Raw genomic sequence first — 14,836 nt, forward strand, 5'->3', positions numbered from 1 at the left:
GTGTTGCAAATACATCCCTTGCTGCTTGCAGATGAATTAAGCCGGCGTAGTTTCTCGAACGAAAGAAAATGTTAACATGCAATGTGGCTGTTGCGGTGCTTACTGCCAGCGCCGCGGAAAAAAGTCTTTGCGGAAAGGACGACTTACTTTATATTTAGGTGCCTGGCATAGGGCTAAGAGTAACTAGCTAGAAGCCATTTTTAAATGTACTTTGGAAAGGCTATTTCAATATCGTGATTGTATCTCCGCAGCACCTGTTAAACCTGATAGCAATTAGCCTTTATAGATAGGTAAGGTGATGATAAAGGTAGTTCCGCTATTCGTTTTGGTTACAAATTCGATCTTTCCGCCGATACCAGTTACCGTTTGTTTCACAAATGCCAATCCCAAACCTGTTCCAGAACTTTTTGTCGTAAAATTTGGTTTGAAGATGTTAGGGATGATTTCATCCGATATACCGTAACCATTATCCTGAATAAAAATTTTCACATTATTGTCGTCGGGGTAACTCACTTCAACATTGATCCTCGTTTTTTTTCTGCCTACACTTGCTTCGATCGCATTTTTAAATAAATTGTTGAAAGATCTCAGCATCTGATCCCGGTCGCCCAGGATGTAGATAGCACGATCCATTGTTTCGTTATTAAGTACGATTAAGGTATTGGATGAGCTGTTAAACAGATTCATTACCTTGAGTATTTTCTCAATCAAATTAATTTTCACCAGATTTGTTTCCGGCAGTTTAGCAAATGCAGAGAATTCTGTCGCAATTTTTGATAGGCTATCTATCTGTTCTATGACTGAATTGGAAATGCGTAGAAAACGTTCGGCAAACCGCTGGTCATTCTCATTGTAGGATCGCATAAGCTGCTGTATACCCAGCTTCATCGGCGTTAAAGGGTTTTTGATTTCGTGTGCTACCTGCTTGGCCATCTCACGCCAAGCCTTTTCGCGTTCAGCGTCGCGCAGCTGCTTTGCGCTCTCCTCCAGCTTGATCAACATGTAGTTGTACTCTTTAATCAGCATGCCTATTTCATCATTGCGCTCCCAATAGAGCGGCTCATTTATTTTATTCGATAGTTGCGTTTCGGCGAGCTTTTGACGCACAATATCTAAAGGCTTGGTGATTTTGCTTGATACCGCAACAGCTATAAAACCAAAAAGAATAATGATAAAGGTGTAGATATTTAGAATGGTGTTCAGTAATAAATTTCTATTTGAAATAGCATCCTTCTCCGTCGTATAATATGGAATGTTCAGATAAGCCACCGTTTTATAATCTTCGCTTTTTATTGCGGCGTAGGAGGCTGCAAATTTGAACATAGAGATCTGCTCTTGTTCGTAAGCTTCTGATTTCCGTAATACCGCAAGTTTGCTTAATGCCGCAGGATTGATATAGTCAGAAATCAACTTTAAATCAAATATTCGGGGTTGAGAAGTGTATAGCAACCTTCCGCCCTTGTCATACAAATTGAAATTTGTCATGCTGGAGGGAGCCATGTCCTTCAATATTTTCACAATCGCCTGACCGACCTCTTCGTCAGTGCCGGCTATCGTGTTTTCGATCTTTTTGGTGACTTCGGCAATCTCTTTTAATCTGTTTGCGGAGGTCGTTTGTTCCAATTGTCTGTTGATGCTTATAAATGCAATTGCTCCGGAAATAAGGATCCCCAACAGAACCGACATGATGACCAGTGTTTGTATGCGGGTACTATATTGAATGTTGTTATACAACAGCCGGAAATGATAGCGAATGCGATTCCAATGGAAGGACTTATCACTAATTGTTTTGACTACGTAATTCGTAGAATTAAACAGTACAAAGAATAATAGGAGTACAATAAAAATAATAGAAGCATGCGCTAAATATTGCCACGCCGTTGATTTTTGTTTGCTAAGAACAATTGTTGTATACTGGTCTGGCTTGTACGCCAGATGGAAAAAGTGGTCTTGTTTGTCAATCTCTAGGTATTCACGCAGTTTATTGGGGACATAAAAATCATTTTCCGCATAGTTATACGCGCCGTATTGTGTTACGAGATTATGGTCTTTGTACAGGGCATAAGAATTGTTTTCAATCGCATCAAACTGCCAGGCGGAGGACTTGCTGTCTGATAAAATTTCGGGATAGGGAAGAAGTGTGCTGTACGACAGGTTTTTCAGATTGAGATAGATATGGTAAGACTTTTCCGAATCGTTCTCATACGGTATCGTGAGGTGTGTGAAATATTCATGCGTACCTAGCTCGCTTTTTAGCCGATAGAAATTAGTCGTAAACGGAATTTTAATTGCGCTTTTTATTACTTTCTCCCGATACTCCGCTGCGATATTTGTCTGGTATTGTTCCAGCGGTATGCCCTCATTATTGTAATAAAATGCCTGAAACTCAAATTTAGACAAATAGCCACTTAGGTATCTGGTTTTTATGTATTCGGTTATCGCAGGAATATCGGCGGCGGAAGATTGAAGACTAAGTGATTTCTCCAGCTTATAATCGTTATTGATGTGTTTTTCGATATCGACAAAGAGGGATACTGCGTTGACATCATCTTCGGCGAGAAGATGGGAGATGGATTGTTTCATCCCCTCCTGTTTCGTGATGCGGTTGTAGTGATTATAGGATAATATAGATACGCCAGATAGCAGTAGTATTGTAGAGATGAATATGGATAGATGGTATGGCGCAGAGAAGCTATAGGTTCTGTATGTACGGAGAAATATGAGTGTCCCGATTAAAACGCAAGAAAAGAGATTGAAATTGATAATCGCGGTAGCAATAAGCGATACCACTAAACAAATGAGCTCAATGTTGAGCATTATCGTGATGTTCTTTAGAAAAAAACGAATCATTTGTAAGATGCCATCTGTGTAGAGCGTGAATGAGGTGACATTTAAGCAAAACAGCAGTAAGCATATCCAACCATATAATCCTAAATTCAGGATCTTTGTAAAATCATTTTCGTAAAGCGGGGAGTGAGTGATCAAAGTCCCTAGAAAATAGAACATGATCTGTGCAGACACATAGATGGAAAAAATGCCAATGAGGGAAAAGATAATGGCGAAGTTTCGCTTCTGAAGCTTTTTAGGTACAGGTAAAAAACGCTGTATATACTTTACAAAGCATATAAACCAAAAAATGCTCACTGTAATCATTAAGTACGACCACACATTTGGCAGAATCTCATTGTATGCGTAGTACTTCGGGTCGAATAGCTCTAGGCTAGAATGTACCGATAACCAATTCGAATGGAGATCGATATAACGGATAGCCACCAAGATCGAGAAGAATAAAATGAGCGCTAGCCACGCTCTTCCTTTTTTTGCAAGATGAAGACAAATACTATTTGTCAGGATGATAAAACAAATGATAGCAGCGACCCAACAGATAAATTGTAAATCAAGGTATATATTGTCTTTCTTTCCTTCAATAAGTTTGACAGAGAACAAGTAGTTGTTATCCTTGCTATAAATGTTGCGTATATTCTTATTGTCGTTGTATTGCGCTATCTCTATATTCTTTACACCAATTGTATTTAGGAAATTGTTGTTTAGGAAATTGTTAGGATTTTCGAAGTTTCGTTTTATCGGAACCAATGCCAATACCGAGATGCCGTGGTTCAGCTCTTTTTTCTTTACCAGAAATGATCTGTTTTCAGACTGCAGATAGGATGTTTTAGGGCGAATGCCGACATCCGTGACGGGCACATAGATGTTTGTGGACCAGTGTACAATCTGGTTATCTCGATAGATATAAAAGAAAATTAGTTCTTGACTTATTTGGTTGGTGATTTGTTGAAGTTGGACGGGGTATTTATCGACATTTTGAAATGTTTTAACAATTAAGCTATCTCCAAAAATTTCATCAATCCTGTCTTCAAACTTATGGATGCGCGTCGTTAACTTGCCTTCATCCAGTTTAAGCATTTCTTCATCCGTAATGGTGAAATGTATAGTGATCGCAGTACCTAGTAAGGATAACGTGAAAATTAAGAGAAGAAATCGAATCTTTGTCAACATTTATGTCGCTTTGCACAAAATGTAAATATAAAAAAAGTCCTCGTTATTATATCTAACGAGGACTTTTTATAAATTCACACCCGAAATTAATTGTGGGTATGGACGTCTTCTTCGCGGAATAATTTAGCGGTGAAGTATTCTCTGTTCATGCGTGCAATGTTGGAAAGTTTGATGCCTTTCGGACATTCCGCTTCACAGGCACCCGTGTTGGTACAGTTACCGAAACCTTCTGCATCCATTTGATCTACCATCGCTTGCGCACGCTCATAACGTTCTGTTTGACCTTGCGGAAGCAACGCAAACTGAGATATCTTAGCTGAAACGAATAACATAGCGGATGCATTTTTACATGCTGCAACACAAGCCCCACAACCAATACATGTTGCAGCTTCGAAAGCTTCATCTGCGATACGTTTCGGAATAGGAATCGTGTTTGCGTCTGGCACGCCGCCTGTATTGACGTTCACGTATCCTCCAGCTTGCTGTATGCGGTCAAAAGATGTACGATCTACAGCAAGGTCTTTCAATACTGGGAATGCAGCTGCACGCCAAGGTTCGATCACAATCGTCTGACCGTCGTGGAAAGACCGCATGTGTAATTGACACGTTGTAATGCCGTATTTAGGTCCGTGGGGGCGGCCATTGATCACCAATGAACACATCCCACAAATACCTTCGCGGCAGTCGTGATCGAAATAAATCGGGTCTTCACCCAAACGGGTAAGGTCTTCATTGACAACGTCAAGCATCTCTAGGAAAGACATATCATCAGCAATGTCTTTCGCTTGAACCGTGACGAATTGACCTTTGGTTTTATCATTTTTTTGACGCCAAACTTTTAGCGTTAAATTCATATGTTGTGCCATGATAATATTGTTAAGTACAACGCTGGTCAAGATGTCTCAACCAGCAGGATACTATTTATAACTTCTTTGTGTTAATTTAACGTTTTCAAAGATTAATTCCTCTTTGTGTAGAACCTCTTCCTGATTTTCGCCAGCAAATTCCCAAGCAGCTACATAGGTGAAGTTTTCGTCATCACGTTTTGCTTCGCCCTCTTCGGTTTGTGATTCCAGGCGGAAGTGTCCACCGCAGGATTCACTACGGTTCAACGCATCATCTACCATCAACTCGCCAAGCTCGATAAAGTCCGCTACGCGTCCCGCTTTTTCTAGAGACATGTTTAACTCTTCGTTCTCACCTAATACTCTCACATCGCTCCAAAACTCTTTTTTCAAGTTTTGAATCAAGCCTTTAGCTTTAGTTAAGCCTTCAGCAGTACGGGCCATACCACAGTATTCCCACATGATCTTACCTAACTCTTTGTGGATATCGTCAATAGTTTTCGATCCCTTCAAGCTCAATAACACGTTGATTTTCTCTTCTACTTCTTTTCTCGTCTGCTCAAAAGCTGGATGGTTTTTGTCGATCGGAGCAAAGCTTCCAAGATTGGCAAGATAGTCGCCTACTGTAAACGGAATAACGAAATAACCATCAGATAAGCCTTGCATCAACGCTGATGCACCCAAGCGGTTTGCACCGTGATCAGAGAAGTTACATTCGCCCAACGCATAAAGACCAGGTACAGTAGTCATCAAGTTATAGTCAACCCATACACCGCCCATTGTGTAGTGCACAGCAGGATAAATACGCATGGGTTGTTCATATGGATTCTCGTCCGTGATTTGATAGTACATATCAAACAAGTTTCCGTATTTAGCCTCTACCGTATCTTTCCCTAAACGTTTGATAGCATCCGCGAAATCAAGAAATACAGCAACGCCAGATTTACCCACACCACGGCCATCGTCTACCATTTCTTTCGCGTTACGCGAAGCAACGTCACGTGGCACGAGGTTACCAAATGAAGGGTACTTCCGTTCTAAGAAGTAGTCGCGGTCGTCCTCTTTAATGTCTGCAGGATTAATAGAACCTGAGCGTAACTTCTCCGAAATTTCTTTGGTTTTCGGTACCCAAACACGACCATCATTACGTAATGATTCAGACATCAACGTCAGTTTCGACTGGTGGTCGCCTGTAACAGGGATACAAGTAGGGTGAATTTGCGTATAACAAGGATTTGCAAAGTAAGCACCTCTTTTATGCGCTCTCCATGCCGCCGTTACGTTACAGCCCATTGCATTCGTTGAAAGGAAGAAAACGTTTCCGTATCCGCCTGTACAAAGTAGCACCGCATGACCTTCGTGAGATTCGATTTTTCCGGTAACCATATCACGCGTGATAATTCCGCGCGCATGGCCATCTATTTTCACTAAATCCAACATCTCGTGACGCGTGTAGGATTTTACTTTTCCTTTTTTGATTTGGCGGTTTAACGCAGAATACGCTCCTAAAAGCAATTGCTGCCCCGTTTGACCGCGAGCATAGAATGTACGGGAAACCTGTGCCCCACCAAAAGAACGGTTATCCAACAATCCGCCGTATTCGCGAGCGAAAGGAACACCTTGTGCCACACATTGGTCAATAATGTTCACCGATACTTCAGCAAGACGATATACGTTGGCTTCACGTGCGCGGTAGTCACCACCTTTTATTGTATCATAGAATAGACGGAAAACAGAGTCACCATCGTTCTGATAATTCTTCGCAGCATTGATACCACCTTGTGCAGCGATGGAGTGTGCACGGCGTGGCGAATCTTGGTAACAAAATGTTTTTACGTTGTAACCAAGTTCTGCTAATGAAGCGGCAGCAGATGCTCCAGCCAAACCCGTACCCACAACTAAGACTGTGAACTTACGTTTGTTAGCTGGGTTTACCAACTTCATTTCAAATTTATGTTTTGACCATTTCTCGGCTAATGGGCCTGCAGGTACCTTTGAATCTAACATATTTAAATACTTTATATTTAACAGATATGAATAGTATATCTTAAATATTATTTAACGAAATAAAAATATAATGGCATTAACGCAAAACCAATCGGAATGATAACACCAAAACCCCATACACCAATGAATTCAATGATAGGCACATATTTTCTGTGGGAAACACCGATCGTTTGAAAAGCCGATTTAAAACCGTGTATTAAGTGGAATGCTAATGCAGCCATTGCCAATACATAAAAACCTACTAATAGCGGGTTTTCAAAAGCAAAGTCTACCTGCTTGTACAAATCACGCGCTTTTACAGTCTCTACGTTATTCTCAACAGTTACTTGATAATCGTTGAATTCACTTGCTTCCAGTACCCGCGAAGTTGTATTTCCTGTGGCCAAGTCTGTTTGGTACTCAATGTAGGGCACTTGATCGTTATGGTATTTCCACCAAAAGTTTTGCATGTGTGTTGCGATGAAAACAAGAAGAACAGTTCCCAGAATTCCCATGTTACGTGAGTTCCATGTACTATTGGCTTTGCCGTCGAACTGCGCATAGTTAACAGGGCGCGCAGCTTTGTTTTTGATGGATAAAACCAAAGCGTAAATCGCATGGACAACGATAGATGCATAAAGTAGGTAAGAAACTACCTTAATGGGTGTGAAGTGCGTCATGAAGTACGCATAATTGTTGAAGGCGTACCCCTCATCATTTTTAAATAGCTGTAAGTTACCAATCAGGTGAACTATAAGGAATGTACATAGGAAGATCCCCGTTAAGCTCATGATCAGTTTTCTTCCCAGTGAAGAGCTTAAAACTGGCTTTGAATTACTCATTATCCTCGATTTTTTATATTGATTCGCAAATCTATTTATTTGTTAACAGAAATCTGACATACGTCAATAAAATCGAACAATTTAGAACAATTCTAATCAAAAAGGGGCTGGATCAATTTGCATGATCCAGCCCCTTCAAAAAATAATATTTTAGTTGTTTTCTATAAGAATGCAAAGCCTACACCGATGGTCCACATTCTGATCTTTTGATTGTAGTCCGGGCTTTCATTCAAATCCGTCAAACCATGCTCATAACGAAGATCAACGGTGAACTTACTGATATCAGCACCGATACCACCTATAAGTCCTGTAGATGTCTTTTTGTAGCGATCCCATTGTGTAGCTGTGGTAAAGTTTACCTTTCCGTCTTGTGCGAAGGAGAACACCGGACCGGCTTGTATCCTGACACCTATTGGACCTAGGCCAATTCTAGTACCCAGTAATAATGGTACGTCAAAGCTCTTGAAAGTAGCCTCACCACTTTCTCCGCCGTTCAAGTCTGTTTCAACACCAACTCTTTTGCTTGCATAGTAAGCCTCTGGCTGCACGTGAAATCCAGCAATACCAACGCGACCCCATGCTCCCAATTGAAATCCTGTTTTCGTGTCGGAATTAAAAAAACGTCCGTCAGAGCTTAAGCTGGAAAAGCCCAAAGCGCCCTTGATACCAAGTTTGAAAGTAGGAAGCAGCTGCGCTTGCGTTATGCCTACAGCAAAAATCAAACAAATTAAAGTAAGTAGAGATTTTTTCATGTGAAAAATATTTGTTTATTTTATTACGATACAATAATAACGTATTTTTTTAAGAATAGTTATGAGCACATTGAAAATATCTGACGCAGATTGGGCGATCCTTAAGGTAAAACTCAGTAGAAAATACAATCATCTGAGCGACGAAGACCTTGCTTATCATGCAGGTGAAGAAGAGCAGTTACTAGCCAAACTGGCAAAAAGGCTTCGACGGAATAAAGATTATATTTTGTTTACTTTGGCCAAAGAATTAAAAAATCTAGAATCAAATAGCCTGTAGACATGGAAGCTCAGATTTCATGGGATGACTTTGTGAAGGTTGATCTTCGTGTTGGAACTATAATAGAGGTCGCTGATTTTATAAAAGCACGTAAGCCAGCCTATCAATTGCTGATAGACTTTGGTGAGGAAATCGGTATATTGAAATCCAGTGCGCAGATCACGCACCATTATACAAAAGCAGAACTCGTCGGTAGACAGATTATCGCTGTCATCAATTTTCCGAGGAAACAGATTGCCGATTTTATGTCGGAGTGTTTAGTAACAGGTTTTGCTGATGAGCAAGGGGATATCATTCTTAGTACTGTCGAAAGGGCATTGCCTAATGGTGCCAAATTAATTTAACATGCGAATATTTCATTTTGATGATTCAACGCAGCCGGCTATTCCGGCAGACGAATTGTATATGCGGGAAGCATTAAAACTGGCAGAAAGTGCTTTCCGGGAAGATGAAGTGCCTATTGGCGCTATCATCGTTAGCCAAGGAAAGATTATCGGGAAAGGCTACAATTTAACAGAGCGTCTAAACGATGTCACTGCTCATGCCGAAATGCAAGCTTTTACTGCTGCTTCATATTTTTTGGGAGGAAAGTATTTAAAAGATTGCACCCTATATGTGACAGTGGAACCCTGCGTAATGTGTGCGGGCGCCTCTTACTGGACGCAAATTTCCAAAGTCGTGTACGGGGCAAAAGATGAAAAGCGTGGAGCATCGAAGCACGGTAATCTTTATCACCCCAAAACAGAGGTTCAGGGCGGTGTGTTAGAAAACGAGTGTAGCGAATTGGTTCGATCATTTTTCCGTAATAAAAGATAGCCAAACAAATAAATTCATCGATTGTTAAAACCGATGGTAGCCCGAAATTGTTATATTCGTGCTATTAATTGTTAAACAATAAAAGATATATATTATGGCATTTGAATTAGAAGCATTACCGTACGCAAGTGACGCGTTGGAACCACACATCGATAAGGATACCATGGAAATCCACCATGATCGTCATCACCAAGCTTACGTTGACAATTTGAACAAAGCAATTGCAGGTACTGATGCTGAGAATTTATCCTTGGAAGATATCAACAAGAATATTTCTAAATATCCAGCTGCTGTTCGTAACAACGGCGGTGGGCACTTCAACCACAAATTATTTTGGTCTATCCTAGGGCCAGACGCTGGCGGCGAGCCAACTGGCGAACTAGCTGATGCAGTGAAAAGCACATTTGGGTCTTTTGAAGAGCTCAAAACACAATTGCAAAATGCTGGTGCTACCAGATTTGGCTCAGGCTGGGCATGGTTGGTTGTAAAGGCAGATGGTCAACTAGCTGTTACGTCAACACCAAATCAGGACAATCCATTAATGGATGTTGCGGAAGTTCAAGGCACACCTATCTTAGGTATTGACGTTTGGGAGCACGCTTACTATTTGAAGTACCAAAACAAACGTCCGGCTTATTTGGAAGCAGTGTTTAACGCCATCAATTGGGATGCTGTTGCACAACGTTTTCAGGAAGCTAAGTAAATAGCTGCGGACCGGATCTAACGGTCTGTCAATTGCGCGTCATTACTCAAGTCTCACGGTTCAAGCATTAAACGTATTACGTTTAAATCTGTCGGAGGTATAGTAATGACGCGTTTTTTATATAAACTTTTTACGATGAAGAATAGATTACATCATTTTTTAACGCTGGTTTTGGGATTGACAGTTTTCGCTGCGTGTGGACAGCCAGCTCAAGGGAGTAAGGATAGCGGCCAATTATCAGTTTCTGTGCAGGAGCTTCCTGAACGTGCTGCCGGTGCTATCGATACCGCTATATTCGGTGCCGGCTGTTTTTGGTGCGTTGAAGCACAATTTGCGAGTTTGAAGGGTGTGAAATCCGTCGTCTCTGGATATTCCGGAGGAAAGAAAGCGAACCCTACTTATAGTCAGGTTTCTTCTGGGCGCAGCGGACATGCAGAAGTTATTCAAGTGCTATATGACACTGCTGCTATTTCCTACGACGAGCTGCTTGAGGCATTCTTTTTGTCTCACGATCCTACACAATTGGATAGGCAGGGCAACGATATTGGGCCACAATACCGCTCTATTATATTCGCACACTCTAAAGACCAGTATAATAAAAGCCTGTATTATATTGACAAGTTAAATGCTGCAGATGTGTACAAGAGTAAAATCGTGACGGCGGTAGAACCTTTCAAAGCTTTCTATAAGGCAGAAGATTATCATCAGGAGTATTATGCAAAGAATGGGCAGGAAGCTTATTGTGTTTACGTAATTAAACCCAAGATGGAAAAATTCCAGAAAGTGTTTAAAGACAAGTTGAAGTAACGATAATTATTCGATAAAAAAGGGCCGCCAAAAATTATCGGCGACCCTTTCACAGCATATTAACCTTAATATTAATCTTCCAAGGCAGCATGCTGATCTAGGTCAACACCGCTTACCTCTGCTCTAATTTTAGCTTCTAATTCATCACTTAAGTCTGGATTGTCAAAAAGAAGGTTTTTGACAGCATCACGACCCTGACCAAGCTTTGTATCTCCGTAGCTAAACCAAGATCCGGATTTTTTCACAATGCCATATTCAACACCAAGATCAATGATTTCGCCCACTTTCGAAATACCTTCGCCAAACATGATGTCGAACTCAGCGATGCGGAATGGAGGTGCCACTTTATTTTTTACAATTTTTACTTTAACCCGGTTACCGGACACCTCGTCAGAATCTTTAATTTGGGATGTACGACGGATATCCAAACGAACAGATGCGTAAAACTTAAGTGCGTTACCGCCTGTGGTTGTTTCGGGATTTCCGAACATAACGCCAATTTTCTCCCGAAGCTGGTTAATGAAAATACAACAGCAATTTGTTTTTGAAATTGTGCCGGTTAATTTCCGCAATGCCTGGGACATTAAGCGCGCTTGTAAGCCCATTTTCGAATCACCCATTTCCCCTTCAATCTCACCTTTAGGTACCAAAGCCGCAACGGAGTCAATCACAATAACATCAATAGCGCCTGAGCGAATCAAATTGTCTGCAATTTCAAGTGCCTGTTCGCCATTATCTGGCTGCGATATCAACAGGTTTTCTACATCAACCCCTAGCTTCTGTGCATAGTATTTATCAAAGGCGTGCTCTGCATCAATTACGGCTGCGATTCCGCCTTTTTTCTGAGCTTCCGCTACAATGTGAGTCGCTAAAGTAGTCTTACCTGATGATTCCGGACCGTAGATCTCGATAATACGACCCTTCGGAACTCCCCCAATACCTAATGCTATATCCAGTCCTAGTGAACCGGTAGATATTGCTTCAATAGGCTCAACGGCAGAGTCGCCCAATTTCATAATGGTACCTTTACCATAAGACTTTTCAAGTTTATCTAAGGTAAGCTGTAAAGCTTTTAATTTATCTGCGTTACTCATATTTTTAGTATTTAATAGTCAAAAATACAATATAAATTTTATAAATAAAAATTATATTACTAATAATATTAGTTTTGTTCGTAATTTTTTAAACAGCTTGTTGTTGATAGGTTTTTTCGAAATATTTACAGAAATAGGTGATGGGACAAATCTCGCACTTTGGTCTTCTGGCTAAGCAGATATATCGGCCATGCAGGATGAGCCAGTGATGTGCAATGGCTATGGTGTCCTTCGGGAGGTATTTTACCAATTGCTTTTCCACTGCTAACGGGGTAGTGGCGTTACTTGTTAAGCCTAGCCTGTTGCTCACACGAAAAACATGCGTGTCAACCGCCATTGATGGATTGTTATACACCACCGAAGATATCACGTTAGCGGTTTTGCGACCCACTCCAGGTAACTTGATAAGATCGTCCACTTTTTCCGGCACCTCCCCCTGAAATTCCTCAATCAGTTTTTGGGCCATCCCCAATAAGTGCTTTGCTTTATTATTCGGATAGCTTACCGAACGGATATACGAAAAGATTTCCTCTACCGTGCTACCCGCCAACGCTGTAACATCAGGGAAACGATCGAAAAGTGCTGGTGTAATTTGGTTAATTCGTTTGTCGGTGCACTGTGCAGAAAGAATCACGGCTACTAGGAGTTCATAGGGATTGCTATAGTTGAGCTCCGTCTGCGCCTCCGGATTATGCGTGGAAAAATAGGCGACGAATTCCTTATATCTCTCTTTTTTTAACATAAACAAAGATATTTAAAACTCTTCATAAATAACAAAGTCTCTAACAACGTTAGAGACTTTGCCATGTTACTTTGTTAAGCTCTTCGAGTAATTTAAAATGTTCTCGATCGTTTGTGCACTTGGTGACTTTGTCAGTTTCGCTAAACCGTTTCTGAGCCTTTCATCGAATAGTGCGTCAGTGTTTCTATCAACCATGGCTACCTCATTTTCGCTTAATCTAGTCTCATGTTCATCTTGTGTAAAGTATTCTACCATAAGCCTTTTGTTTTGTTAAGTACATATAAAACGCAAGATAGAAATATATATTATATCCGATTTAACATTTTTTTACTTTTTTGTTTGGATATAGTTGTTAGCTTCCTCCACAGCTCTTTTGGCGTTAACGATACCTCCTGTAACGCTTATCTCATCAAGATAGACCTTTTTTGTCGATCCATCTACCTGTATTTTAACCTTGTCATCTACCTTGGTAACCGATTTCAATATAACGCTTTTCACCTCTTTAGCTGAAAGTTCAGGATAGTATGATCGAATTAACGCCGCAAGCCCAGCAACGACAGGTGCTGCCATGCTCGTACCATCTTGTTCTTTATAGGTAGATTCCGGCATGGTGGAATTAATTTTCACTCCCGGCGCAAATACATCTACTGATTTATAGCCATAATTTGAAAAACTAGCCAATAGGTCGTCATCAAGGCCAGATGACGTGGCGCCCACGGTGATCCAGTTTGATGCTTCGCCTAGCACGGCACCCAAGCTATCTGTAAAATACTTCATTGGATAATTTTTAACGATGTCATTATCCTTTGAGTCGTTTCCAGCGGCATGAACCAGTAGCACATCATTTTCTTCGGCATACTTTACGGCTTCGTCAACCGTCTCCTTATTGTAAACGTATCCTTTACCAAAGCTCATATTAATTACTTTTGCACCATTCGCTACGGCGTAGCGTATTCCATTGGCGACATCTTTATCGCGTTCATCGCCGTCAGGCACAAGGCGGATGCCCATAATTTGCACATTGTCCGCGACGCCGTTTATCCCGATGCCATTATCACGCTTCGCTCCAATAATTCCGGCTACGTGCGTGCCGTGGTCAGCGTCCGGCCCTTTGATATCCGGATTGCCATAATCACGTTCGCTAGCATTCTCGTAATTGTCGCCCACAATGCTACGTGAATCATACGCCTTGTTCAAGTGATACTTGGTTTGACCGCTAAAGTACTTCACACCATCTTCTAAATCTTTGTAAAATTTATCAAAAGGCGTGTTCGCCAATTCTCTATTGGCCATCCGTAAAGCCATTTTCTGGCGATCAGATGTCGCTGTATAGCTATCTAAATCAGCTTTGGTGATATCTTTAGGATCTTTTCCTATTTTTTTAATGATGATGTCTAGCTCTTCTTTTAGTCGCACATAATTTGTGTTCCCAAAGTTCGCTTGATCAAGTTTACTGGTGTAGTCGCTGATCATTTTCTGATAAGCCACAAATTCACGGCGTTCTTCCTCTGTTAGGGGGGTAGATGGCAATACAGAAATATATTTTGGTTCGTACAAACGAATTAATCGCGTCACCTCCAAATTATCGTATTGTACATTCTCGCCTGTAGCGTTACCGATAAAATTCCAGCCGTGTATATCGTCGATATAGCCGTTTCCATCATTATCTTTCCCATCACCGGCTACTTCCTTTTTATTGGTCCACATCACATCTTTCAGATCCTCATGTTTGTAATCTACACCACCGTCCAATACACCGACTATTACAGGCGTTGATTTACGACCTTTTAACAATTCATAAGCTTTCTCGGTACTTATACCGCGGACACCGTCCGCCTGATAATCTAAGTTGTACCAATTGGGTGGGTTTGTGCTCTTTGACTGCGCACTTCCAAAATAAGGAAGTAACGCTATACCTATTAAGGTACAAAGTCTACTTGTTCCAATCATATTTG

14 protein-coding genes are annotated in these 14,836 nt (G+C 41.0%); 5 read left to right on the forward strand and 9 right to left on the reverse strand.

Annotated features, from left to right (window positions below; translation table 11 throughout):
- Window positions 1-273: 273 nt before the first annotated feature.
- From DI53_RS10935 to DI53_RS10955, 5 genes are all read right to left on the reverse strand, one after another.
- Window positions 274-4,017, reverse strand: coding sequence for a sensor histidine kinase (locus DI53_RS10935; protein WP_052072345.1), 3,744 nt, complete (start codon window positions 4,015-4,017; stop codon window positions 274-276).
- Window positions 4,018-4,103: 86 nt separating this feature from the next.
- Window positions 4,104-4,883 carry a succinate dehydrogenase/fumarate reductase iron-sulfur subunit gene (locus tag DI53_RS10940; RefSeq protein WP_193790646.1) on the reverse strand — a complete coding sequence of 260 codons (780 nt, stop codon included), beginning with the start codon at window positions 4,881-4,883 and terminating at the stop codon, window positions 4,104-4,106.
- Between the two features lie 51 nt (window positions 4,884-4,934).
- On the reverse strand, window positions 4,935-6,869 hold the full coding sequence (locus DI53_RS10945; protein ID WP_037499039.1) for a fumarate reductase/succinate dehydrogenase flavoprotein subunit: 1,935 nt from the start codon (window positions 6,867-6,869) through the stop codon (window positions 4,935-4,937).
- Between the two features lie 47 nt (window positions 6,870-6,916).
- Complete coding sequence (locus tag DI53_RS10950; RefSeq protein WP_037499042.1) at window positions 6,917-7,690, reverse strand: succinate dehydrogenase cytochrome b subunit; 774 nt, start codon at window positions 7,688-7,690, stop codon at window positions 6,917-6,919.
- Between the two features lie 161 nt (window positions 7,691-7,851).
- The gene (locus tag DI53_RS10955) at window positions 7,852-8,442 is read right to left on the reverse strand and encodes a porin family protein (protein ID WP_037499047.1); all 591 of its coding nucleotides are present in this window, start codon (window positions 8,440-8,442) and stop codon (window positions 7,852-7,854) included.
- Window positions 8,443-8,503: 61 nt separating this feature from the next.
- On the opposite strand from DI53_RS10955, the gene DI53_RS10960 reads away from it, so the two are divergent.
- The 5 genes from DI53_RS10960 to msrA all read left to right on the forward strand — a co-directional run bounded on the left by DI53_RS10960 (window position 8,504) and on the right by msrA (window position 11,045).
- Window positions 8,504-8,719 carry a hypothetical protein gene (locus DI53_RS10960; protein WP_037499053.1) on the forward strand — a complete coding sequence of 72 codons (216 nt, stop codon included), beginning with the start codon at window positions 8,504-8,506 and terminating at the stop codon, window positions 8,717-8,719.
- Between the two features lie 2 nt (window positions 8,720-8,721).
- The gene (locus DI53_RS10965) at window positions 8,722-9,063 is read left to right on the forward strand and encodes a tRNA-binding protein (RefSeq protein ID WP_037499057.1); all 342 of its coding nucleotides are present in this window, start codon (window positions 8,722-8,724) and stop codon (window positions 9,061-9,063) included.
- 1 nt (window position 9,064) lies between these two features.
- Window positions 9,065-9,535: a nucleoside deaminase gene (locus tag DI53_RS10970; RefSeq protein ID WP_037499062.1), complete on the forward strand. Its 471-nt coding sequence runs from the start codon at window positions 9,065-9,067 to the stop codon at window positions 9,533-9,535.
- A gap of 94 nt (window positions 9,536-9,629) precedes the next feature.
- The gene (locus DI53_RS10975; RefSeq protein ID WP_037499066.1) at window positions 9,630-10,238 is read left to right on the forward strand and encodes a superoxide dismutase; all 609 of its coding nucleotides are present in this window, start codon (window positions 9,630-9,632) and stop codon (window positions 10,236-10,238) included.
- Between the two features lie 135 nt (window positions 10,239-10,373).
- Window positions 10,374-11,045: a peptide-methionine (S)-S-oxide reductase MsrA gene (gene msrA, locus DI53_RS10980; protein WP_037499188.1), complete on the forward strand. Its 672-nt coding sequence runs from the start codon at window positions 10,374-10,376 to the stop codon at window positions 11,043-11,045.
- 71 nt (window positions 11,046-11,116) lie between these two features.
- Here msrA and recA read toward each other — a convergent pair whose 3' ends face one another.
- The 4 genes from recA to DI53_RS11000 all read right to left on the reverse strand — a co-directional run bounded on the left by recA (window position 11,117) and on the right by DI53_RS11000 (window position 14,831).
- The gene (gene recA / locus DI53_RS10985; RefSeq protein WP_037499072.1) at window positions 11,117-12,139 is read right to left on the reverse strand and encodes a recombinase RecA; all 1,023 of its coding nucleotides are present in this window, start codon (window positions 12,137-12,139) and stop codon (window positions 11,117-11,119) included.
- Between the two features lie 88 nt (window positions 12,140-12,227).
- Entirely contained in the window at window positions 12,228-12,881 is a 654-nt protein-coding gene (gene nth / locus DI53_RS10990; protein WP_037499077.1) for an endonuclease III, read from the reverse strand.
- 66 nt (window positions 12,882-12,947) lie between these two features.
- The gene (locus DI53_RS10995; RefSeq protein ID WP_037499080.1) at window positions 12,948-13,136 is read right to left on the reverse strand and encodes a hypothetical protein; all 189 of its coding nucleotides are present in this window, start codon (window positions 13,134-13,136) and stop codon (window positions 12,948-12,950) included.
- A gap of 72 nt (window positions 13,137-13,208) precedes the next feature.
- Window positions 13,209-14,831: a S8 family peptidase gene (locus DI53_RS11000; protein ID WP_037499082.1), complete on the reverse strand. Its 1,623-nt coding sequence runs from the start codon at window positions 14,829-14,831 to the stop codon at window positions 13,209-13,211.
- Between the last annotated feature and the right edge of the window lie 5 nt (window positions 14,832-14,836).

The sequence above is a fragment of the Sphingobacterium deserti genome (genome assembly GCF_000757725.1).
GTDB classification, from domain to species: domain Bacteria; phylum Bacteroidota; class Bacteroidia; order Sphingobacteriales; family Sphingobacteriaceae; genus Sphingobacterium; species Sphingobacterium deserti.